We start from the raw sequence: 22,854 nt of genomic DNA on the forward strand, positions 1-22,854 counted from the left end.
GTGACGTGACCTATATAGGTTCGCCCGCAGATCAATATGGGTTCACTCATCCCCCTTCGTCGGGACGTCGGAGTACCTCCTCGAGGAGCGGAGATCGGACTGCGCGAGAAGGTGCATCGTCAGCGAGATCTCGGGAGGTCTAGAGTGTAAAATAAGTAGTACTTCGCGGGCGTGAAAGCTCCATATTTTGGCTTTTTCTTACCTTTGCGTGTCACCCGAGGGAGCACAAGCGGTGCCTCAGACGGTGGCCTACAGACCCGAAAGCCGGGAACCTTCTTCGCCTTTATCCTGATCTCGGGGCCTGTCTCGAGCTATGGGGCGAGTCGCTGAAGGTATGTTGTACCTAAACCAAATTTTATGACGTTGAAAGGAATTCTTTTCGGCGCACTGGCGGGCGTGGTGCTCTTAGGAGCGACCTCAGCAAGCCTTCCCTCCCAGCCCTCTGCAAGTGGTCTGCGTGTGGGTGACGTGTTACCGAAAATGAAGTCTCTGGACGCGGAAGGTCGTGCCTCCACCACGGAGTCAGCACAGCGCTATCGTCTCATCCACTTCTGGGCAGCCTATGATGCTACCAGTCGCGCCGCGAATGTGGTATGGGATCATTACTTCGCTGGTAAGGCACAGACGGCTATCGACTACCAAGCCATCTCGCTTGATACCGATGACGCTGTCTGGTCACAGACGATCTCCCTCGACCAAGTGGATCAAGAGGACCAGCGCTACATCGCCCCCACGGAGCGTAGCCGCTATATGGCACGTGCAGGACTCCTCGACGGACTACACACCTACCTTGTGGATGATCACGGGGTCGTCGTAGCCGTAGATCCGACGCCAAGCGAATTAGCGAACTATCATTAAACTCAAATTATTGGCAAGAGCCACGATCAGGGATCCCCTGGCCGTGGCTCTTGCTTTTTGTCTATGTGGTGGGCGAATGCCCCCTCCTTACGATGGGCTACTCGGTGAGGTCCCTCCCCTCGATATCTATGTTTCGACAGCCCTCGAGGAGGAAGCGCTTCTGATTGGGGTGGAACTTCGGGTAGCTCGTCGTCGGCTCGATCTTATTGCCACGCCACAGGATACCGTCGGTGCTGATGGCGTGCAGGAGCGGCGTGTCGAAGGTGCGGAAGATGTTGTCCTCAATGCGGATGCTCTTCGGCCCCTGCCCGTAGAAGGGGTGGCGCTGTGAGGCAAGCTCGGGGATGATGGGGTGGATGCTGATGACTGCGCTGGTGAACTGGTAGAGGCTCGTCAGCACGTCTTGGAAGAGGTTGCGGCGGATCGTGACCTCACGCGTCTGCCCCGACTCGTACCATATGTTGTTGTCCGTGCTGAAGAGGATCGCCGAGCCGCTGACGTGGTCGAAGGTGTTGTCCTCGATGAGGACGGGGCGAGGCGTATTGATGAGGATGCCTCGGGCGCGGTTGTGACGCACGAGGTTGTGGGAGAAGTCGACGCTCGGCGTGCGGGTGAGGTTCTCCATGCTGATCTGTCGCTCGGGCGTGTAGTCTGCGGGTAGCTCCTCATCGAAGGTGATGCGCAGCTCGCGTGCGCCCTTGAGTTGCACGCCATCAGCTGGGCTAATGGAGCGTACGTGGAAGGTGCCTTCCAGCCCCTGGATATCGCGTGAGGTGACCAGACGCACCGAGTCACCAGGCATGGCCCACGTGTAGCCAAAGGCCTGCTCGTGCATGAAGCGCCCGACGAGCGTGTGCTTACCCTCACGTGCTGTGACCTTGAGATAGACGCCATGGACGTTCAGCGCGTCGTCCATCATGTTCTCAAAGCGGCAGTGCTGTACGGAGATCTTCCCCTCACAGGCGACGAAGTGCGTGGCATCGGCTTGGGTGGTGACGTAGCGTCCACCACGGGGGCGTAGCTGGACGTGGAAGCGCTCCAGCGTGATGTCGCGGGAGTTCTGCGTGAGGACGCCCATGCCCTCGGCGAAGTGGATGTTCATATCCTCAAGGCGGATATCACGGCTCTCGGTGATGAAGATAGCAGGCTGGGGGCGGTAGCCGGTGCGGGCGGCGAAGACGGTGCCTGCGGGGAGGTGGGAGTCCTTCCAGTGGGGAGCGTAGAGAAGTGGCTTCGTATGCTTGCCTGTGATACCCATAGCAGCAGCCTCGCGCGCAGTCAGCTGACGGATGTCCTTATTCGGGAGGAGTATGTCGGAGGTGCGGTAGAGGAGCTCGCGCGTCTTCGGGTCAAAGGCAAGGCCATGGTCGGGGGTAGAGGTCCAGTTCGTGCCGTAGGCTTCCAGCTGCCCCTTGTCCGTGATGCGCCACTTGACCCAAGGTGCGGGGGTGAAGACGATACCGCACGTGGTGTCGGAGCGCAGGATATGCAGCTGCGAGATCTGCGGATTGGTGAAGTCAATGGTGAGGCCTCGGAGCTCGACGCCCTGACAGCTGTCGAGGACGATGGGGAGCATGCGGTCTTCGAAGAGCAGTTCGCTTCCCTCACCCTTCACGATGACGTGGCGCCAGCCTCGTAGGAGAAGGCCTATCGGACGACTACCCGCGTGGTCGTGATTGGAGATGAAGTACTCGCGCTCTACGGCTCCCTCACGGGAGAAGTGGTAGCGCCCAGGGCGAAAGCATAGCTCCAGCGTGTCGTCTCCCTTCTCGAGGTCGGGGTGTAAGCCCTCGAGGAGCTTGCGGAAGACGGGGGTGGCATTGATCTGCTTCCCCTTGCGAGGGGCGAAGGCGGGGAGCTGAATGACGCGGCGATGGGCCTTCATGGGAAGCACTGCGATGAGGAGCAGGACGAGCGAGAGTAGGGCGTGTCGGGTGGGAGCGAGCTGGCGCATAAGCGGGATGTCGGTGCTGTGAGCGGGGAGAAAAGTAGGGGAGGGAGGCGGTAGCTTCCCTTGGTTTCATTGAGATAAACGAAGTAGCCCCAACTCCTTGCCCACATCGGGTAAGAGAGTTGGGGCTACTATGTTTAGTGCTGAGCGTGCTCAGTCGTGCCCGGCAGGCGCGTATTACTTCTTAGCCTTGATGCCGAGACGAACGGGCTTGATCATGTTCTCAGGAGCGAGTACCGTGTCGAGGTCTTCCTTAGAGAGGATACCGTGCTCGATGATGAGATCATAGACACCGCGACCCGTCTCGAGAGCTTCCTTAGCGATCTTCGTAGAGTTCTTGTAGCCGATGATGGGGTTGAGGGCGGTGACGATACCGATGCTATTGCGGACGTTGTCGCGGCACTTGTCTTCGTTGGCAGTGATGCCGTCGATGCAGAGCGTGCGGAGCGTGTCGAAGCCGTTGATCAGCAGGTCAATGGACTCGAAGCAGCACTGTGCCATGACGGGCTCCATAGCGTTGAGCTCCATCTGCGAAGCGTCGCCAGCCATAGTGACACAGAGGTCGTTACCCATGACCTTGTAGCATACCTGGCTCATGACTTCGGGGATGACGGGATTCACCTTACCGGGCATGATCGAGGAGCCTGGCTGCATAGCAGGGAGGTTGATTTCGCCGAGACCGCAGCGAGGACCGCTGGAGAGGAGACGCAGGTCATTACAGATCTTGTTGACCTTGATAGCGATGCGGCGCAGAGCAGAGCTGTAGCCGACCATTTCGCTCGTGTCGCTGGTAGCGCCGACGAGGTCTTCGGTGAGGGTGATATCCCAGCCCGTGATCTTCGCCATTGCTTCGGTGCAGTAGCCGGCGTATTCGGGCTCAGAAGAGATACCCGTACCGATAGCCGTAGCCCCCATATTGATAGCGAGGAACTGGTGAGCAGCGTAGTCAAGGTTAGCGATCTCGTGGCGGAGGATCGAAGCGAAGCCACCGAAGGTCTGGCCGAGCGTCATAGGCACAGCATCCTGGAGCTGCGTACGACCCATCTTGACGACGTGTGCGAACTCCTTAGACTTCTTCTCGAGAGCTTCGATGAGCTGGATGAAGTGGGGGCGGAGCTTGAGGTGCGAAGCGTAGAGACCGAGGTGGATAGCCGTGGGGTACGCGTCGTTGGTCGACTGCGAACCGTTCACGTGGTCGTTAGGAGAGAGGTACTTGAACTCACCCTTCTCGTGGCCCATGATCTCGAGTGCACGGTTGCAGATGACCTCGTTGGCGTTCATGTTCGTCGTCGTACCTGCGCCCCCCTGGATCATGTCGACGGGGAAGTGCTGGTGGTGCTTGCCTTCGAGGAGCTCGTGGCAAGCCTGGACGATAGCATCCTTCTGCTGGTCGGTGAGCAGGCCAAGGCGGTGGTTAGCGATAGCGGCAGCTTCCTTGGTCCATGCGAGCCCCTGGATGAAGAGGGGGTAGTCGCAGAGGTGGAAGTTGCTGATGTTGAAGTTTTCTATCCCACGGAGGGTCTGCACACCGTAGAGGTGCTCGTTGCTGATCTGGCGTTCGCCGATCAGGTCACTTTCAAGGCGAAAGTCCTTGCCTGAAGTAGCCATAGTATGATGTCGTTACTAATAAGGTGTATTAAACTTTAGGGCAAAGTTACAGCTTTTTCGTTCTCAGCAAGGGGGTAGTGAGGCCCTTGAATAGCAGGCTGTCAGCGGGTTGTGTGGCGCTTTGCTCGCACTTATTATAATAATGTAGAGAAAGGGCGTGCGGTGAGGGGGTAAACGTGTGAAGCTGTCTGCCTTTTCGTGGGAAGGGTGGCTTTTTGCTTTGCCTGTCTGTGCACTCTTGTGCGGAGGGTGCGATGCATACCTGCAGAGGGATGGGATATGAACCTATATAGCTTTGTGAAGTGACCTCTATTAGGTTGTTGCTCTGCGTAGGGATAAAAGTTGCGGACGAGTAGCGGATAAGTTTGGACTACGTACGTGGCTCTAATATCTACGTGCGTGGATATTTGGATTTACGTGCCTGGTCTTTAAGACTACGTGCATAGATAGAAGAATACCACTACGGGAAGGCGCTTTTTTCTTCACGAGAAGGACACTTTTTCCTCTGCGGAATCAGAGGAATACTTGCGATAAGGCGAAGGGCTTGTGTATCACTTTGGAGAGGTATATCGGAGTGTGATGCGGAGGCCTCATTATGCGCCTGCCTTGGGAGTCCTGATAGTCCTCGAACTTATGTATCTTTGTGCGACAAAATGACAGACGGAAGATGAACGTAGATATTCAGCAGATCAAGCACCGCTTCGGTATCATCGGCACAAGCCCTCTACTCGACCATGCTATCCGCACGGCCGTGCAGGTGGCACCCACCGATATGTCGGTGCTGGTGATCGGTGAGAGCGGTGTCGGGAAGGAGAGCTTCCCGAAGATCATCCATCAGAATAGTATTCGCAAGCACGGCCCTTATATCGCTGTGAACTGTGGGGCTATCCCTGAGGGGACCATCGACTCCGAGCTCTTCGGTCACCTGAAGGGCTCGTTCACGGGCGCTATCACCGACCGCAAGGGATACTTCCAAGAAGCCTCGGGCGGTACGATCTTCCTCGACGAAGTAGGGGAGCTTCCCCTCTCGACGCAGGCCCGTCTCCTGCGTGTCCTCGAGACGGGGGAATTCATCCCCGTCGGGGCAAGCCAAGCCCAGAAGACCGATGTGCGCATCGTCGCTGCAACGAATGTGAACCTGCAGGAGGCTGTCGAGCGTGGCCGCTTCCGCGAAGACCTCCTCTTCCGTCTCAATACCGTACCCATCGAGGTGCCTCCTTTGCGTAGCCGTGTGCAGGATATTCCCCTGCTCTTCCGTCTCTTTGCTTCGATGAGTGCTGAGCGCTACCATATGCCTCCCCTGCGTCTGACGCCCGAGGCTGCTAAGCTCCTCGAGGGCTATCGCTGGCCAGGGAATATCCGTGAGCTGCGCAACTTCACCGACCGCATCAGCGTCCTCGAGGAGGAGCGTACCGTGACGGCAGAGACCGTCTCGCGCTACCTGCCACGGGATCTGGGCGTAGACTATCATCCTGCCCTTCGTCAGCAGGCCGTGCTCGGTGAGGACGCTACGTCCTTCGCTAACGAGCGAGAGATCCTCTATCAGGTGCTCTTCGATATGAAGAAGGATATGGCGGAGATGAAGAATCTCATCGCCGGGATCATGCGTGGTGAGGTGCCAGTCGCTCAGCCCAAGGCTCACGGTGACTACACACCTACCGAGGTGCACACGTCCAATGCGCACCCCACGACGCTCGCTGGCCGTGATGACTACCGCAACGTCCTCTCGAGTCCCTCGGGCTATGCTCCCGTGGAGGATGTCGTCGAGATCCCTGCTACCCCGCACGCTACGGACCATCATGCCGAGGTCTCAGACTTCGAGGAGCAGCCCCTCTCACTCGAGGAGGCAGAGCGTAGCCTGATACAGGCTGCGCTCATTCGCCATGATGGTCGCCGTCGTCGTGCCGCCCAAGATCTCAAGATCTCCGAGCGTACCCTCTACCGCAAAATCAAGGAATATGGACTGGAAGAATAAGCTCCACCGCCGTGCCTTCGCCCTCATCGGGGCGCTTGTCCTCGTCATCGCAGGCTGCAGTATCCGCTACAGCCCCAATGGTGGTGCGCTTGACTATACCCAGCTCAAGACCATCACCATCGGTGAGGTCATCAATAAGGCGCCCATCGTCAACCCCATCCTCGCCTCCAGCTTCACCGAGAAGATCAAGGACTACTACGAGAGCCGTACGCGCCTCTCCCTCGTCCCGCAGGCGGGTGACCTCGAGCTTTACTGCACGATCACGGGCTACGACCTGACGCCTATGGCCGTCAGTCAGGATAACTTCGCCGAGCGCACGGTCTTTACCGTGACGGTGCAGGTGAAGTATGTCAACCACGTGAATGAGAAGGAGAGCTTCGAGCGTAGCTTCAAGGCTTACCGCGACTTCCCACGTAGCCAGCCCTTCGTCGCTGTGCAGGACGACCTGCTGCGTGAGATCATGGACGACCTCTTGAAGCAGATCTATAATGCTACAGTAGAGAACTGGTAGATGACACGCGACGAACTCTATAGCTACTTGGCTGATCCCAAGCGCCTCACCGCTGAGACGCTCGAGCCGATCCGTGCGCTCTATGAGTCCTATCCCTACTGCGCACCCTTCGCCTTCCTCTACCTATATAATCTCTCGCTGACGGGAGACGTGCGCTATGCCTCGGAGCTGCGTCGTCTCTCGGTACTCCTGCCCGATCGGGAGCAACTCTTCCGCCTCGTCGAGGGGGATCGCCCCGCCTTCGTCGCAGCGACGCCCGATGTGCCTGCCGAAGCTGATACCTTCGACCTCATCGATCACTTCCTCGATGGTGCACGCTCCTCAGGCGAAGATCTCCCCGAGGTGCTCCACTATGAAGGAGTGGGGGAGAGTCAAGACTACTTCGCTGGCGAGACGGCAGAGCCACTTCCCGCGGAGGGACTCTCCGAGCTTCTCGAGCCACGCACCGCTCCCGTAGCCCCCTCCGTAGCCCCTTCGGCGGAGGAGCCTGCCGCTGAAGAACTCCTCTCGGAGACCCTCTCTAAGATCTATATTCAGCAGCAGCATTACGATAAGGCACTGAGGATTATCCGCTCTCTTAGTTTGAATTATCCAGAGAAAAATCGTTTCTTTGCAGACCAGATACGCTTCCTGGAGCGCCTGATAGAGAATAATAAAACCACAAATTAGTATAAGACATGTTCTACCTACTCACGGTACTGATCCTGATAGCATCCATCGCGCTGGTGCTGCTGGTGATCGTACAGAAGTCTAAGGGCGGTGGCCTGGCTTCACCCTTCGCTTCGACGAATAACATCATGGGGGTCCGTAAGACTACCGACGTACTGGAGAAGGCTACTTGGTGGCTCTTCGGTATCGTAGCCGTGCTCTGCATCGCCTCGTCGCACTTCCTCGGCACGGGTACGGATGCTGATTCTAAGACGCAGCAGGTCCTCGAGCAGAATGCTGCTAAGGATGCTGCTCCTACGGCTCTGCCCGCCCTCGGTGGTGGTGCTGCTCCTCAGCAGGGTGCTCCTGCAGCAGCTCCCGCTCCTGCCACGGAAGCTCCTGCTCCTGCAGCTGCGCCTGCCAACTAAGGCTCCCATACACCTATATAATAGGCACGCTCCTCACCTGATGAGGGGCGTGCCTATTTCTTTATCACTACGAGAGATAGGTGGTATGGTTTTATTCCGTATCTTTGCACCCGATCTAATGCAACGATGCAAAAGGTTCTAACAATTTTACCGATTTAAATGGCAACGAAAATCCGTTTACAGCGCCACGGTCGCAAGGCTTATGCCTTCTATAAGATCGTCGTCGCTGACAGTAGAGCGCCACGAGATGGCAAGTTTATTGAGAAGATTGGTACGTACAACCCCAACACCAATCCTGCCACAGTAGATTTGGACTTCGAGCGCGCTCTGTATTGGCTCACGACTGGTGCACAGCCTACCGACACGGCTCGTAGCATCCTCTCTCACGAAGGCGTTCTCCTGAAGAAGCACCTCCTCGGTGGTGTCGCTAAGGGCGCATTCGACCAGCAGGCCGCTGACGCTAAGTTCGAAGCATGGAAGTCCAAGAAGGATGGTGCCCTTGGCTCTATCCGTGAGACCCTGGCTAAGGACAAGGCTAACGCCGCTAAGGCTGCTCTGGAAGCCGAACAGGCTGCCAACAAGGCCAAGGCTGCTGCTGTAGCTGCTAAGAAGCTCGCCGAAGCTGAAGCTAAGGCTGCTGCTGAAGCTCCCGCTGAAGCCGAAGAGGCTCCCGCTCAGGAAGAAGCTGCTGCAGAATAGTCGACCGCTGCATCCTCGTAAGAGATGTCTCCGATAAAGAAATAGCGGACGCTCACCCTTCACCTCACTTATGTGGGGTGAAGCGGTGGGCGTCCGCTGCTTTGTCGTCTTATCCACCTTTATCCATCACTCACACTTAGTCCTCTGGCTGTGACGGCCGTCACAGCCACCTGTACAAACAAAGCGTATGAAGAAGTATTTACTTCGTCTCTTGGTACTGGCTCTCTTTGCCTTCGCCACCCCAGCCGTATGGGCCCAGGTGACGACCTCGGCGATCAACGGTACGATCACCGACCCTACTACCAAGGAGACTCTTATCGGCGCCAGCGTTGTCGCCAAGCACCTGCCTACCGGTACGACCTACGGCGCTATCACTAACGCCAAGGGGAACTTCAGCATCGTAGGTATGCGCCCAGGTGGTCCCTACACCCTCACTATCTCCTATATCGGCTATCAGTCTGCGAAGATCGAGAACGTCAACCTCGCTCTCGGTGAGACGGAGACCTTCAACATCGAGATGAAGGACGATACCAAGCAGCTCACCACGGTCGTCGTCACGGGGGCTAAGGGTAATAAGTTCAACTCTCAGAAGACTGGCGCTGGATCAGCCTTCTCTCGTAAGAACATCGAGCGTGTCCCTACCGTATCACGTAGCATCATGGACATCGCTAAGCTCACGCCTCAGGCTAACGGTAGTGGCTCCTTTGCTGGGGCTAACAGTCGCTTCAATAGCTTCCAGATCGACGGTGCTGTCAATAACGACGTCTTCGGTCTCGGCACCTCGGGTAAGAATGCTATCTCCCTCGAAGCTATCGACGCTCTGCAGGTCGTCATCGCTCCCTTTGACGTCCGTCAGTCGGGCTTCACGGGTGGCGGTATGAACGCTATCACGAAGTCGGGTACCAACACCTTCCACGGCTCGGTCTACGACTACTACTACAACCAGGACTTCTTCGGCACGACTGCTGGTAAGGACGTCAAGACCCGCAAGGCTCTCGACAAGCAATATGAGAACACCGTCGGCTTCACGCTCGGTGGTCCTATCCTCCGCGACAAGCTCTTCTTCTTCGCTAATGGTGAGTATGTCAAGGGTGTTCGTCCCTCAACCTTCACCCCTGGCAACGGCTCTGTCGTCCCCGAGGAAGATGCTAAGAAGATCGCTGACAAGCTCACGAGCCTCGGCTACAATGGTGGCAGCTACGCTACGCAGGATATCCCCAGCGAAACCTTCAAGGGGCTGGTCCGCCTTGACTGGAACATCAACTCCGCTCATCGCCTCACGCTGCGCTACAGCCACATCAACGATAAGCCCTACAACTTCTCGAACTCTCCTACGCGCCTGCGCTTCTACAACAACGGTTACCACAAGCACAGCGTCACCAATACCATCGTCGCTGAGCTGAACTCTAAGCTCACCGACAAGCTCTCCAACGAAGCTCGCGTCAGCTACAGCGGTATCCGCGACAAGCGCACCTACCTCGGTGGTGCCTTCCCCTTTGTCCTCATCAATGGTACGGCTGGTAAGGCTCGCTACCAGGTCTTTGCTGGGGTCGACAAGGATACGCCTGCTAACGAACTCGATCAGGATATCTTCTCTCTGACGGATAACCTGACGCTCGCGCTCGGCAACCACACGCTGACCTTCGGTACGCACAACGAGCTCTTCCGCATGCGTAACCTCTACCTCACGAACTACTACGGGAACTATGAGTACTCCACGCTCGAAGACTTCCTCGCTATCGGTACGCCTAATGAGGTAGCTCCTAAGTCTTACGGCTACTCTGCTGCTGACGTCTCTCGTACGGGCGACGCTCGCTGGGCTCCCCGCTTCAGCGCTGGTCAGCTGGGCTTCTATGCTCAGGATGAGTGGAAGGCTACCGATCACCTCCGCCTGACTTACGGTCTGCGTGTCGATATGCCCTTCTTCCTCGACCGTCCTACGGCTAACCCCGACTTCAATAGCTCTGCTGTAGCTAAGGAATACGGAGTCACGAATAACTACCTGCCTCCTATCCGTCCGCTCTTCTCGCCACGTGTAGGCTTCCGCTACGATGTCGATGCTGATAGTCGCTACGTCATCCGTGGGGGTACGGGTATCTTCACTGGTCGTGTGCCCTTCGTATGGATCTCCAATAGCTTCTCCAATAGCGGTATGGAATACCTCCGTACGGCTGTCCTCGGTACGAACGTCCCCACCATGCGCTTCAACTCTGATGTCAACCATCAGTTCACGCAGCCTGGTAAGACGACTGAGATCGATATGGTCGGTACGAACTTCCGCTATCCTCAGGTATGGCGCTCGAACCTCGCTTTCGATGCTAAGCTCCCCGGTGGTTTCCGTGCTTCGCTCGAAGGGATGTACACGCGCAACCTCAATAGCGTACGCTACCGCAACCTCCTCCTCCGTGACAACGGTACGCTCGACCATGGCCATGGTCAGGTCCGTCCTGTCTACAAGATCGACGCTGAGCTCGCTAAGCAGTACACGAATCTGATCCTCCTCTCAAGCAACAACCTTGGCTATAGCTACAACCTCACCGCTACGCTGGCGAAGGACTTCGGCCACGGCCTCGATGCTTCGATCGCCTATACCTTCGGTGAGGCTAAGGCTGGCAACGACGGTACGAGCTCGCAGGCTGCTTCGAACTGGGGCTACAACTACTCGAACGATATCAACGGCGAGGAGCTGTCTTACTCCAACTTCGATATGCGCCACCGCATCATCGGTCAGCTCAACTACCGCGTAGAGTATGCTAAGCACTTCGCTACGACCATCGGTATCATCTACAACGGGCAGTCGGGTGGTCGCTACTCGATCCTCTACTATGGTGACGCCAACGGTGACGCTCGTACGATCCCCGGTCTGCGCAATGACCTCGCTTACATCCCCACGAAGGAAGAAGTCGCTAACGGCTACTTCACCGCTACGATCGCTAACAAGCCCGGCGAATCTGCCTCAGACCGTGCTATCCGCCAGGCTCAGGCTAACAAGGAGATGGCAGATAGCTTCGAGCAGTTCATCGCCAGCAGCGGCGACCTCGCTCAGCAGCGTGGCCGCATCGCTCCTCGCAATGCCTTCATGTCTGAGTTCGTCCACAAGTTCGACCTCCACTTCGCTCAGGACTTCTTCCTCAACATCGGTGGTCGTCGTCACACGCTCCAGCTCAATGCCGATATCATCAACCTCGGCAACCTGCTGAATCGTGGCTGGGGTATGAGCCCATACATCCAGTACGACAACATTACCCCCATCGCGATCTCTACCGACCGCGCTACGGGCAATCCGGTCTACAGCTTCACGCACCACCGCAGCACGCCTTGGGATTACTCCGACATCAACTCTCGCTGGAGAGCTCAGGTCGGTGTGAAGTACACCTTCTAATCGTGGCGTAGTCCTGGCGACTACTCTACGCGAAAAAGCCTCGGGGCACCTCCCTCCACTTCGGTGGAGAGGGGTGCCCCGAGGCCTTTTTGTTTTGTGGGGATTAGTCGAGCTTCTCCCACCAGTCGTCGGTGGTGAAGGTGCTGTCGGTGTAGTGGACGACATCGCCGAGGCGAGGCATCAGGATGGGGAAGCCCTTCTCGTCACGCAGGCGCTTTGCGTTCTGCAGGGGCTCCTTCCAGGGGTGCATCGCCAGGGCGAACTTCGCATGGTGCACCGTCAGGAAGCGCTTGGCGCCGAGGGCTTGCATCGTCTCGCCGAGGTGCTCGGGGAGCATGTGGATGCCGCTCCAGTTCTCCTTGTTGTACTGCCCGTTCTCGAGGATGGCCAGATCCAGCTGGGGGAACTGCTTCCCGATCTCGGCATAGTGCGGGCCGAAGCCGCCATCACCGCCGACGTAGACCGAGTGCTTCGGACCCTGCAGGACGAAGGAGGCCCACAGCGATTGGCTGGATGTGAGACCTCGGCCGGATAAGTGCTGTGTGGGAAGGCAGTGTATGCGCCCACCCTCTGCTGTCGGGGTGCTTTCGCCCCAGTCCAGCTCTACGATCTGGTCGGGACGGTAGCCCCAGCGCTCGAGGTGCGCCCCGACGCCGAGCCCCGTGTAAACCTTGCGCACATGGCTCTGTAGCTCTTTAGCTACGTGGTAGTCGAGATGATCCCAGTGGTCGTGGCTGATGACGAGGTAGTCGATCTCGGGGAGGTCAGCGACGTCGAAGACCTGCGTGCCCTTGAAGAAGGCGTTGGAGATGCCGAAGGGTGCGCCCTCGACGAAGACGGGGTCGATGAGGTAGCGCACGCCGTCCATCTGCAGGAGGTAGCCCGAGTGGCCGAACCATACGATGAGGTCCTCCGAGCGGTCGAGCTTCTTCAGGTCGTGACGCACCACGGGGATGCTATCGACAGGGCGGATATTATCGGGGCGGTCGAAGAGGAACTTCCAGAGGATCTTGATGCGGTCGCCCATGGAGCTGGTCTGCATAGCTTGGGGCATGGGGTAGCGGTTTTGGAAGCGCCCGTCACGATAGTTCGGCGAGTGCTGGATGCGCTCCAGTCGCGCACCCGAGGGGAGTGCCCCGAAGGAGGGGCTGTGGAGGATGAGGTAGCCGACGCCGAAGAGGACGGCGACGATGATACCGAGGGTAATGAAGAGAACCATAATACGTCGCTTGAGCTTACTCATAAAAAGGTGTAAGGTGCTATGAAGAGCTGGATATAAGTGTTGTGAGAGATATCCCTATAACGATGGATAGGATGTAATAGTTCTCTCGGGGGGGGGGCGTACCTGCTTGATGCAGCCTGCTCCTGGCGATGCCGGGCGGAGCTATATAGGTGGCGGCTCTGACCTATATTGCTTCGTGAGGTAAGCTATATAGGTCGACGCGGTGACCTATATAGCTTGGCGGGCTGACCTATATAGGTTCGTTCGTGGACGTCAGGAGAGGCGGGCGCCGACTCATATAAATAGAGTAGAAAAGGATCGCCGCACGTCTCGATGACTACCTATATATAGCTATTTTTCATCAATAGGATTCATTTGCCTCAGCCGTGATGTACCTTTGTATCGCCCTCTTGATGAGGCAAGAAGAAGTGGCTCCTCTACTCGTGGATTGAGTAGGGGGGGGATCCTACTTATCATATACATAGAATGATTCATCGTAAGTTACTCCTTACGCTTGGCCTCGGCTGTCACAGCCTCTTGGCTATGGCACAGAGTCCCAGCGTGCACGGGACACAGGATCCCGATCACGAGCTTCAGGACGTCGTCGTCGTAGGCGCACGTATCCCAGAGATCAAGCAGCGCGCCGCTGCAAGTATCACGATTATTCCCGAGCGAGATATTCGGGAGATGAGCCAGATCCTGCCTGATATGCAGGCCATCGTCGGCTACTTCGTCCCTGGAGTGCCTCCTACGGGCAACAATGTGAACGAGCGCTACAACACCCTGCGTGGGCGTAGCATCCTCGTCCTCATTGACGGCATCCCCCAGTCTACGCCCCTGCGTGCCACGAGCCGCGACCTCCGCTCCATCGACCCTGCAGCTGTCGAGCGTATCGAGGTCATCAAGGGAGCTACCGCCATCTTTGGTAATGGTGCCAACGGGGGGATTATCAACATTGTCACCAAGCAGAATAAAGAGAACCGTCCCTTCGGCGGGCAGTCTCAGCTGAGCTATACGGATCACAATTTCTTCAAGAGCTCGGAGAAGACCGCAGGCTATCGTCTCTCGCAGCAAGTCTACGGGCAGGCTGGCTCCTTGAGTTACCTCGTCGATGGTGCCTACCAGCATACGGGATCGGCTATTGCCGCCAATGGCGTCTACCTCTCGCCTCGCTACGGCCTTGGAGATACGCGCACGATCAACGCCTTGACGAAGTTAGGCTACCGCTTCAGTGACCGTACGCAGCTGGAGCTGATGTACAACTTCTATCGCACAGAGCAGGAGAGCCCTTTAGTGGCTTCGGGCGGGAAGTACTTGGTCTCACCCCGCATCGGTGTCCCTGGCACGCAGCCTGCTGAAGCGATACCCGAGGGGCTGCCCTACAACCACAATGCGTATCTCAAGCTAAGTTCTCGCGAAGTCTTCGCTCAGACTGACCTCGAAGTCTCGCTCTTCGGGCGCAGCATCAAGTCGGTCACTGACTACCGCAAGCACAATCCGAAGAGTCCGCGCTGGGAAGAGACCAGCGGTCAGGCAGTTATCAAGGCTTTGCAGGGGGGAGCGCGTGCTCAGCTCCTTTCACGTCTCACTCCTTCGTCGCAGCTGAACCTTCAGCTGCTCTATGGGGCAGACTTCTTCTTAGACCAAACGAGTCAGCCTCTGGTCGATGGTCGCTACTGGGTGCCTAAGATGACTTCGGTGAACTATGCTCCCTTTGTGCAGGGTAAGGCTGTACTGTCTGACCTGCTTACAGTCAAGGCTGGAGCGCGCTACGACTGGATCGATGTCCATGTCCCTGACTATACCGTCCTGCGCACTAAGAAGACTGACCCCCTCGTGCAGGTCGCTGGAGGTACGCTTGGCTACCGCAACCTCTCGCTCAATGTAGGGGCGACGTACAACGGGCTCAAGGCCTTCCAGCCCTTTGTCTCCTACTCTGAGGGCTTCTCGATCTATGACCTTGGGCGTACTCTGCGCTCGGCTAAGGCTGATGTCCTCTCAAAGATCGAGACTGCCCCTGTGCGTACGCATAATTATGAGGCAGGCTTCTATTCGCATCTTTCTGATCTCTTCGGGGAGGGGACACGCTTAGACCTGGAGGGGGCGCTCTACTATACTTATGCTGCTCTGGGGAGTGACCTCGTCAGTCAGAATGGCTTCTGGGTCGTCGACCGCTCTCCGCAGCGTATCTATGGTGTGGAGCTGGGTGCAGAAGCTACGTTGAGTCCGAAGCTCTCGCTGGGTGCGACCTTCTCCGCTCTGGAGGGGCGTAAGCGTCTCGCTGATGGCTCGTGGAATGGCTATATGTCGGGGCAGTCGATTCCTCCGCTCAAGCTCACGGCTCACGTCAGCTATCGTCCCATCAAGGATCTATCGCTACGTCTCTTTGCTCTGCATACGGGTAGCCGTGATCGCTTTGCTCCCAAGACGAATCCTACTACGCAGGAGAGCCAATACGCCGAGGGTGAAGGGGTGGTCAAGCCCATCTCACTGCTCTCCCTTCAGGGGGCTTATCGTCTCGGTGCCTTCACGGTGGGGCTCGGTGTAGAGAACCTGCTGAATACAACCTATTACCCCATCCAGTCTCAGCTCGTAGCACGCGATGCGGAGTATACGCAGGGCAATGGGCGTATGGTCACACTCTCGCTGAGCTACCGCTATTAGTCGGCGATAGTGCCTCCCGCTTATAAGCTGGAGAGTCGGGCAATCATAGGGCAGTCTCTTCTGCCCTACGGTTGCCCGACTTGTTTCGTGGTGGAGCCAGTGTAGTAGGGGGGGGCAATCGACTACTTATTTGGGGTGTGAACCACTACTGCTTTGAATACGAATATGGACGGTGGAGGGGACGCATATTGCTTCGTGTGACTCCTGTCTCGCGTGCTGTGCTGATACTTGGGTAGATAGAAGCGTTTGCATTGCGTAAAAGAGCTGTATATATTGTATAGATATAGCTCGCACTCGGGGTGATGGAAGTGTGAAGCCCGAAGAAGATGAGAGATCCCTACACGGGGGGGCTGAGGCTTTTCTCAAGGAATAACCATTGTCTATATAGGAATAGCCTGCTTGTATCTCGGGTTGTTAAGATTTTTATATCTTTGTGATGTTTTAACAGGTGAGGTGGCTTCCCTTTAGAGGGAGGATCCATTGAGTCTACGACCCACTGAATCTAATGCCATCTTGCTTATGGAGGGCTATTTGCGAAGTCTTAGCATACTGCTTCAGCCCTCATCAGGACAAGTAACATGACAACTCCTAATTAGAATGTATATATGAAGAAACTTTCTTTGGTTCTTTGCGCTACGATGCTTGCTGGCATTGGTAGCAAGGCTATGGCTCAGGTACAGGATGTCAGCTTCACGGTCGCACCCGTAGTAGGCTACACCCACTGGGACAGCAAGCTTAACCTCGGTGACTCACCCTTCTGGGGTGTGCGCGCTGGCTTCGGCTTCGGCCCCCTCGTTGAGATCCGCGGGATCTATGAGCGCAGCTTTGACCTCAAGGGCAAGCTCAAGAACAATTCCTCGACTCCCTCATGGCTCCTCAACTGGGCTGACAAGCTCGAAGACTCTAACGTAGATATCAAGCGCTACGGTGGTGAACTCAAGTTCAACCTCTGGTCTAACGCCTTCGTCACGCCTTACCTCACCGCTGGTGGTGGTATCATGGAGTTCGGCTACACGGCTACGCCCGTCGGTGGTACGGCTACGAGCTACAAGGAAAAGCAGATCTACGGCGCCGGTGGTGTCGGTCTGAAGTTCAACATGGGCCGTCGCGTATCCCTCTCGCTCGAAGGCAAGGACCTTATCTTCAACGTCAATCCAGGCAACCGCTACCTCGCTTCTGCCGCTAACGGTGGTGACCAGCTCCACAACTGGACGGGTCAGGCTTCGCTTGACATCTACTTCGGTGGCACGAACTACGACTCTGGCGATGCGATCTCTCGCGCGTACCGTAATATGTACTCCGATGGCTTCCGTGGCGTCAAGTTCGTCCTCGAGCCCGGTGTCGCTTATGTAGACTACCCCGCTGCTTCGGGTCTTGAGCCTCAGTGGTTCCTCGGTGGTTCTGCAGGGTTTGACTTCTCGTCGATCTTCGGTATCCGCGGATTCTACTACTCAGCTACGAAGACTCCTGGTACGCTCGACTTCAACCTGAACAACGAGCTCCGCATGTACGGGGGTAACTTCGTCGCTCGTCTGAACATGCCTCGCGGTCTGACGCCTTACCTCAACCTCGGTGCTGGTTATCGCGAAGTCACGGGTAAGTTCACGCCTACCGTCACGGGTGCTACGCCTAAGAGCGGCCTCTTCCTCTTCGGTGGTGGTGGTCTTGAGATCCCCCTCTTCAAGTATGTCGCTCTCTACGGTAGCGTCAACGCTATGCTGAGCGAACAGGAAAATCCTGCTATCACGAGCGTCACCGACCCTGCTGACGTGAAGGTCAACGCCTTCTACCAGGCTGGTGTCCGCTTCAACTTCGGTCGCTCTAACCGCGATGGTCGTGAGCTCTACCAGAGCTACAGCGATGCTCAGACGCGCTCTGAAGTCGCTCGCCTGCAGGAATCCAACCTTGAGGAAATGAACGCTCTGCGTGCTGACTACGACGCTCGTATCAAGAAGCTCAACGCTCAGCGTGCTGACTACGATGCTCGTATCAAGAAGCTCAACGAAGAGCTGGCTGATGCAGTCTCTCGCCGCGACACCGTCACGGTGACTCGCGTACTGCGCGAGAAGAACGAAGTAGCTGACCGCATCACGCACGTCGACAACCAGACGACTCAGGTCGCTACGCAGTCTGCTCAGCAGTCTACTCAGCAGGGCCGTACGGTCACGCTGACCAAGGCTCAGTTCGACGCTCTCGTCAACCAGGTCGTCAGCGACCTCAAGCGTGAGAAGGGCTCACAGGTATCTGTATCTGATGTCACGGGGAGCAACCTCTCTGACCTCGATAAGATCCTTCTCCTGAATGCTCTCTATCGTAGCCCCTACGCTGCTCCTAACTTCCTCGGCCAGCCCGTACAGGCTCAGCCTCAGGTACAGCAGAGCCAGGACTCCTCTAAGGTAGACCCCAACATCGCTCTCGTCAAGCGCCTTGACCAGGTCATCGACCGCCTCGACGCTATCAACACGACGCAGGCTCAGCAGATCACTGGTGCTCAGCAGTCGGGTAAGTCCAGCGATGACATCCGCCTCATCGAGCAGTATCTGCAGAATGAGCAGAACCGTCGTGACCGCGTCATCGTCGCTGGTCAGAACGAGAAGGATGAAGTCTACGCTAAGGAAGTCAAGGTAGAGCCTGCTAAGGAAACGCTGAAGTTCAACCGTGCTGCCCTCTTCGTAGGTCCTAACTTCGGTGATCAGTCCGGTGTCAACGTAGGCGCTCGCGGCTACATGCAGATCCTCGACTCGCAGTTCGACTTCGCTCCCGATGCTTATGTAGCCTTCGGTAAGAAGACGGGCTTCGGTCTGAACGCTAACATCCTCTACAACCTGCCTACCTTCCTCGACGGGGCTATCACGCCTTACCTCGGTGTCGGTCTGGGTGTCAATAGCATCGGTGGTGTATCACGCTTCCTCCCCAACTTTGTCGTCGGTACGTCCCTCGGCAACGTCCTCGGTGGTCATGTCTTCGTTGACTACACCGCTCGTGGTGCCTTCCGCAACAACCAGCTGGCTGTAGGCTATCGCTTCAACTTCTAAGAGACATGCGTCCTATGAAGTCCCTCCTCCTTGCTCTCTCTCTCTTCTCTGTTAGCTCTGTCGCCTTGGCACAGAGCGCAGGGCAGAGCGTGAGTCAGCCTCTCACTGCGGCCGACACGCTCATCACCCTCTCTGAGGAAGATCTGATGCGTGCCGTGCGTGCTGTCGCCGAAGCCCGTATCGCAGCGGAGAGCCAGCAGCAGACCAAGCAGACGGCCTACGGCCTCACGGCCGAAGACCTCCGTCTGGTGAAGCTGCAGATGCTCCTCAGTTCCCTCGGTCTCGGCGGTGTAGCACCCCAGCAGCCCATGCCCTACGCACCTGCTGGTAGCGTGAACTATACCTACGCACCCCAAGCTGCGCCCCAGGTACAGCCTCAGGTGAGCAACAGCCGTCTCGATCGCCTCGAGCAGCTGATGCTCCTCCTCCTGCAGCGCCGTGACTCGGACCGCGATGCTATCGTCCTGCCCGCTCGCTCTAAGGGCCAGAAGCAGACGATCATCCGGCAGCCCGTCGTAGACAATAGCTCGAGCGACTCGCTCCTGCGCGAGCTCCAGCAGGAGCTCGTAGCTCTGCGTGCCGCTCAGCAGGCTCAGCCCGCACAGCAGCCTCAGGTGATCATCCAGCAGCCTGCTCCCACGGTGATCCAGCAGCCCGCTCCTACGGTGATCCAGCAGCCCCTGCAGCCCGAGGTGCAGACGAAGACAGAGGTCCGCACGGACACGGTCGTCGTCTCCTACTTCAAGCGTCAGGTCTTCTTCGCCGTAGGTAAGAGCGATCTGCTCCCCGAAGCACGCCTCGCACTCAATGAAGTCTATCGCGTCCTCGCAGGCGATCCCGATATGAAGCTCTACCTCACGGGCTACGCTTCCCCCGAAGGGAATCCCCTCGTGAACGAGCGTCTCTCGCAGCGCCGTAGTCAGGCTGTCCTCGACTACCTCACTGCTTGTGGGATCTCTTCCGACCGCCTCATCAGCATCGCTGGTGGTGTCGATCGCAATACCGACCTCAAGAGCAGCGCTCGACGTGTCGACATTGAGCTGAAGAAGTAAGCCCATCGGCACGCTATCCACATAGCAAGAAGCCCCATCTATCCCGCTGATAGATGGGGCTTTTTCGTTATCTTTGAGGAGAATGTGCCCTGCAGGTGAGTGCTAAGGCATCTCGTCTATAGGGGCTATCCTCCCAAGTTTCATTTATCGCCCATGCTTCATCAGACACGCTCGCTCCTGGCGGGCCTCCTGCTCAGCCTTGTACTGGTAGGCTGCTCCTCGGCGGGTCTTGGTCGCTCAAAGAGCCTTGACCCGATCGACTATGTAGACCCCTACATAGGGAATATTAGCCATCTCCTTGTGCCCACCTTCCCCACAGTGCATCTGCCTAATGGGATGATGCGTGTGCATCCGCAGCGTACGGACTATGCTTCTGAGCAGATCGCAGGCCTGCCCGTGATCCTGACGTCGCACCGTGGTGTGTCGGCCTTCGCTATCAGTCCGCTGAGTGCCCTCGCCGATAGCCTTCCCGAGGTGTCACGCTATAGCTACGATAGCGAGAGCGTCCGTCCCTACCTCTATGAGGTGACCTTGCTGGAGCCCGAGGTGCGTGTGCGCTATGCTCCCTCGTACCGCAGTGCGATCTATCAGTTCAACTTCGAGCGGGCTAAGGCAGGCCATCACCTTGTCTTCTCCACACCCGATGGAGAGCTCGTCGCTTCGGGGAAGAACCTCTTCGGCTACCAGCAGCTCGAGGACTCTACGCGTGTCTACCTCTATGCCGAGATGGACGCTGAGCCCACGGAGCGCCTCGTGCGTGATACGCTCACGGGCCACCTCGCGACGGTCGATGGCGTGGCACGTGGCAATACCCTCTGCCTCTCCTTTGCTAAGCAGGGCGTGACCCTCCGCTACGGCGTGTCGTACATCAGCGTCGAGCAGGCTAAGCGCAACGTCGAGCAGGAGATCCAGTCCTTCGAGGTCGATCTCGTGGCTAAGTACGGGCGCAACGAGTGGTCTAAGGCCCTGGATAAGGTCGAGATCGAGGGCGGTACTCCCGAGGAGCGCCGTGTCTTCTACACCTCACTCTACCGCACCTATGAGCGTATGATCTGCCTCTCGGAGGACGGCCGCTACTGGAGCGGCTTCGACAAGAAGGTCCACGATGACGAGGGCGTACCCTTTTACACCGACGACTGGCTGTGGGATACCTACCGCGCTGCGCACCCCTTACGCATCCTCCTCGACCCTGTGAAGGAGCAGCAGATGCTCACGAGCTACCTCCGTATGGCCGAGCAGAGCCCCGAGGGCTGGCTGCCTACCTTCCCCGAAGTCACGGGTGACACGCACCGCATGAACGGCTCGCACACCATCGCCACCTTCGCTGATGCCTATGCTAAGGGCCTCACGGGCTTCAACCTCAGCGCCGCTTATCAGGCCTCGAAGAAGACCCTTGCCGAGAAGTCTTACCTGCCCTGGACACGTCGCCCCAAGGGGGTACTCTCGGAGTTTATGGATAAGGAAGGCTACTTCCCAGGGCTGGATATCGGGGAGAAGGAGACCGTCCCCGAGGTGACGCTGTGGGAGAAGCGTCAGAGTGTCGCCGTCAGCTTGGCTGCTGCCTATGACTATTGGTGCCTCTCGCAGCTGGCGAAGTTCTCCGGCCACGACGTGGAGAGTGCTGACTATCTGCGTCGCTCCTACGACTACCGCAAGCTCTTCAACTACGATACGGGCTTCTTCCACCCCAAGAATAAGAAGGGTCGCTTCATCGAGCCCTTCAACTATGAGCTCTCTGGTGGCCTCGGTGCACGTGACTACTACGATGAGAACAATGCCTACACCTACCGCTGGGACGTACAGCACAACCCCGCTGACCTCATCTATCTGATGGGCGGTCGCGAGCGCTTCATTGAGCGTCTGGACGAGACCCTACGCACACCACTCAGTATGTCCAAGTGGGAGTTCTACAGCAAGCTCCCCGACCAGACGGGGAACGTCGGGCAGTTCGCTATGTCAAACGAGCCCAGCCTCCACATCCCCTATCTCTACAACTATGCTGGTGCTCCCTGGCGCACGCAGCGTCTGGTGCGTAAGCTCATCGACACATGGTTCCGTAGCGACCTGATGGGTATGCCTGGTGACGAAGACGGTGGCGGTATGACGGCCTTCGTGGTCTTCTCCATGATGGGTATCTACCCCGTGACCCCTGGTATACCTGTGTACAATATTGGTACGCCCTTCTTCTCGAAGGTGACGCTGCGTCTGGCTTCGGGGCGCACCTTCGTCATCGAGGCGGAAGGCGCTTCCTCGGAGAACAAGTACATCCAGAAGGCCACGCTCAACGGCAAGCCCCTCGATCGCCCCTGGATCCGCCACAGCGACCTGGCTGCCGGAGGCAAGCTCGTCTTCACCATGGGCTCTCGCCCCAATAAGAGCTGGGGTGCGACTACGCCTCCTCCCTCTGCGGAGCGCGTCGAGCTGACGGAATAGACCGCACCGCTCTTAAAAAGTCATACCGCTCCCCCGCCTCGTGCCACAGCTGCACGGGGTGGGGGAGTGGTCGTTTATTTGCCACACTTACAGGCTATTCCGTGCGTGAGGAGGCGTAATTCAGAATGTCCCCTTTGGGAGGTCATTGGGTGAACCAGTACTGGTCGACGAAGTGACCAGTACCGGTAGCTAATATCAACCAGTACTGCTTCGCATCGTGACCACTACTGGTCCGATCGCTGACCAGTAGTGGTTCGCCTACGGACCAATATGGGTTCGTGCCACCCTTCACTATAAGGATGGAGAATGCGGCTCCCAAGCATGGTGAATAGAGATACGAAAGCGGGCTCAGATGATAGTCATCTGAGCCCGCTTCTATTTGATGTCG

At 57.4% G+C, this 22,854-nt stretch carries 14 protein-coding genes; 11 read left to right on the top strand and 3 right to left on the bottom strand.

All coding sequences use genetic code 11. From position 1 onward, the window contains the following. Nucleotides 1-480 precede the first annotated feature (480 nt). Nucleotides 481-858 carry a hypothetical protein gene (locus tag HMPREF1323_RS06795; RefSeq protein WP_009433393.1) on the top strand — a complete coding sequence of 126 codons (378 nt, stop codon included), beginning with the start codon at nucleotides 481-483 and terminating at the stop codon, nucleotides 856-858. Between the two features lie 97 nt (nucleotides 859-955). Here the strand turns inward: HMPREF1323_RS06795 and HMPREF1323_RS06800 are convergent, their stop codons facing one another. After that, nucleotides 956-2,812 (bottom strand): alpha-1,3-galactosidase-related protein, encoded by a 1,857-nt coding sequence (locus HMPREF1323_RS06800; RefSeq protein WP_009433387.1) that lies wholly within the window; start codon nucleotides 2,810-2,812, stop codon nucleotides 956-958. Between the two features lie 174 nt (nucleotides 2,813-2,986). After that, on the bottom strand, nucleotides 2,987-4,417 hold the full coding sequence (locus HMPREF1323_RS06805; protein ID WP_009433418.1) for an aspartate ammonia-lyase: 1,431 nt from the start codon (nucleotides 4,415-4,417) through the stop codon (nucleotides 2,987-2,989). A gap of 667 nt (nucleotides 4,418-5,084) precedes the next feature. Here HMPREF1323_RS06805 and HMPREF1323_RS06810 point away from each other — a divergent pair. From HMPREF1323_RS06810 to HMPREF1323_RS06835, 6 genes are all read left to right on the top strand, one after another. Next, complete coding sequence (locus HMPREF1323_RS06810; protein ID WP_009433380.1) at nucleotides 5,085-6,392, top strand: sigma-54-dependent transcriptional regulator; 1,308 nt, start codon at nucleotides 5,085-5,087, stop codon at nucleotides 6,390-6,392. Continuing rightward, complete coding sequence (gene lptE, locus HMPREF1323_RS06815) at nucleotides 6,376-6,903, top strand: LPS assembly lipoprotein LptE (protein WP_009433402.1); 528 nt, start codon at nucleotides 6,376-6,378, stop codon at nucleotides 6,901-6,903. The genes HMPREF1323_RS06810 and lptE overlap by 17 nt, the downstream gene beginning before the upstream one ends. Next, a complete protein-coding gene (locus HMPREF1323_RS06820) occupies nucleotides 6,904-7,572 on the top strand; it encodes a hypothetical protein (protein ID WP_009433377.1) in 669 nt (222 codons plus the stop codon). Between the two features lie 8 nt (nucleotides 7,573-7,580). After that, nucleotides 7,581-7,979 carry a preprotein translocase subunit SecG gene (secG, locus tag HMPREF1323_RS06825; RefSeq protein WP_009433406.1) on the top strand — a complete coding sequence of 133 codons (399 nt, stop codon included), beginning with the start codon at nucleotides 7,581-7,583 and terminating at the stop codon, nucleotides 7,977-7,979. Nucleotides 7,980-8,138: 159 nt separating this feature from the next. Next, complete coding sequence (locus tag HMPREF1323_RS06830; RefSeq protein WP_009433396.1) at nucleotides 8,139-8,678, top strand: 30S ribosomal protein S16; 540 nt, start codon at nucleotides 8,139-8,141, stop codon at nucleotides 8,676-8,678. A 187-nt stretch (nucleotides 8,679-8,865) separates the two neighbouring features. Beyond that, entirely contained in the window at nucleotides 8,866-12,060 is a 3,195-nt protein-coding gene (locus tag HMPREF1323_RS06835; RefSeq protein WP_009433371.1) for a TonB-dependent receptor, read from the top strand. A gap of 103 nt (nucleotides 12,061-12,163) precedes the next feature. Here the strand turns inward: HMPREF1323_RS06835 and HMPREF1323_RS06840 are convergent, their stop codons facing one another. Continuing rightward, a complete protein-coding gene (locus tag HMPREF1323_RS06840) occupies nucleotides 12,164-13,303 on the bottom strand; it encodes an MBL fold metallo-hydrolase (protein ID WP_009433368.1) in 1,140 nt (379 codons plus the stop codon). Nucleotides 13,304-13,768: 465 nt separating this feature from the next. Here HMPREF1323_RS06840 and HMPREF1323_RS06845 point away from each other — a divergent pair, with 465 nt between their 5' ends. The 4 genes from HMPREF1323_RS06845 to HMPREF1323_RS06860 all read left to right on the top strand — a co-directional run bounded on the left by HMPREF1323_RS06845 (nucleotide 13,769) and on the right by HMPREF1323_RS06860 (nucleotide 22,466). Beyond that, on the top strand, nucleotides 13,769-15,946 hold the full coding sequence (locus tag HMPREF1323_RS06845) for a TonB-dependent receptor (protein ID WP_009433379.1): 2,178 nt from the start codon (nucleotides 13,769-13,771) through the stop codon (nucleotides 15,944-15,946). A gap of 605 nt (nucleotides 15,947-16,551) precedes the next feature. Then, nucleotides 16,552-18,981: a hypothetical protein gene (locus HMPREF1323_RS06850; RefSeq protein ID WP_009433414.1), complete on the top strand. Its 2,430-nt coding sequence runs from the start codon at nucleotides 16,552-16,554 to the stop codon at nucleotides 18,979-18,981. 14 nt (nucleotides 18,982-18,995) lie between these two features. Then, on the top strand, nucleotides 18,996-20,033 hold the full coding sequence (locus HMPREF1323_RS06855; protein ID WP_009433412.1) for an OmpA family protein: 1,038 nt from the start codon (nucleotides 18,996-18,998) through the stop codon (nucleotides 20,031-20,033). A gap of 153 nt (nucleotides 20,034-20,186) precedes the next feature. Then, nucleotides 20,187-22,466: a GH92 family glycosyl hydrolase gene (locus tag HMPREF1323_RS06860; RefSeq protein ID WP_009433386.1), complete on the top strand. Its 2,280-nt coding sequence runs from the start codon at nucleotides 20,187-20,189 to the stop codon at nucleotides 22,464-22,466. Nucleotides 22,467-22,854 lie beyond the last annotated feature (388 nt).

The sequence above is a fragment of the Porphyromonas sp. oral taxon 279 str. F0450 genome (assembly GCF_000292995.1).
GTDB classification, from domain to species: Bacteria; Bacteroidota; Bacteroidia; order Bacteroidales; family Porphyromonadaceae; genus Porphyromonas; species Porphyromonas pasteri.

Bases quoted from the DNA above. Each gene is read 5' to 3' on its own strand.
- secG (WP_009433406.1), top strand. From the start codon at position 7,581: ATGTTCTACCTACTCACGGTACTGATCCTGATAGCATCCATCGCGCTG.
- HMPREF1323_RS06810 (WP_009433380.1), top strand. From the start codon at position 5,085: ATGAACGTAGATATTCAGCAGATCAAGCACCGCTTCGGTATCATCGGC.
- HMPREF1323_RS06840 (WP_009433368.1), bottom strand. From the start codon at position 13,303: ATGAGTAAGCTCAAGCGACGTATTATGGTTCTCTTCATTACCCTCGGT.
- HMPREF1323_RS06830 (WP_009433396.1), top strand. From the start codon at position 8,139: ATGGCAACGAAAATCCGTTTACAGCGCCACGGTCGCAAGGCTTATGCC.
- HMPREF1323_RS06845 (WP_009433379.1), top strand. From the start codon at position 13,769: ATGATTCATCGTAAGTTACTCCTTACGCTTGGCCTCGGCTGTCACAGC.
- HMPREF1323_RS06805 (WP_009433418.1), bottom strand. From the start codon at position 4,417: ATGGCTACTTCAGGCAAGGACTTTCGCCTTGAAAGTGACCTGATCGGC.
- HMPREF1323_RS06800 (WP_009433387.1), bottom strand. From the start codon at position 2,812: ATGCGCCAGCTCGCTCCCACCCGACACGCCCTACTCTCGCTCGTCCTG.
- HMPREF1323_RS06850 (WP_009433414.1), top strand. From the start codon at position 16,552: ATGAAGAAACTTTCTTTGGTTCTTTGCGCTACGATGCTTGCTGGCATT.
- HMPREF1323_RS06855 (WP_009433412.1), top strand. From the start codon at position 18,996: ATGAAGTCCCTCCTCCTTGCTCTCTCTCTCTTCTCTGTTAGCTCTGTC.
- HMPREF1323_RS06835 (WP_009433371.1), top strand. From the start codon at position 8,866: ATGAAGAAGTATTTACTTCGTCTCTTGGTACTGGCTCTCTTTGCCTTC.
- lptE (WP_009433402.1), top strand. From the start codon at position 6,376: ATGGACTGGAAGAATAAGCTCCACCGCCGTGCCTTCGCCCTCATCGGG.
- HMPREF1323_RS06795 (WP_009433393.1), top strand. From the start codon at position 481: ATGAAGTCTCTGGACGCGGAAGGTCGTGCCTCCACCACGGAGTCAGCA.
- HMPREF1323_RS06820 (WP_009433377.1), top strand. From the start codon at position 6,904: ATGACACGCGACGAACTCTATAGCTACTTGGCTGATCCCAAGCGCCTC.
- HMPREF1323_RS06860 (WP_009433386.1), top strand. From the start codon at position 20,187: ATGCTTCATCAGACACGCTCGCTCCTGGCGGGCCTCCTGCTCAGCCTT.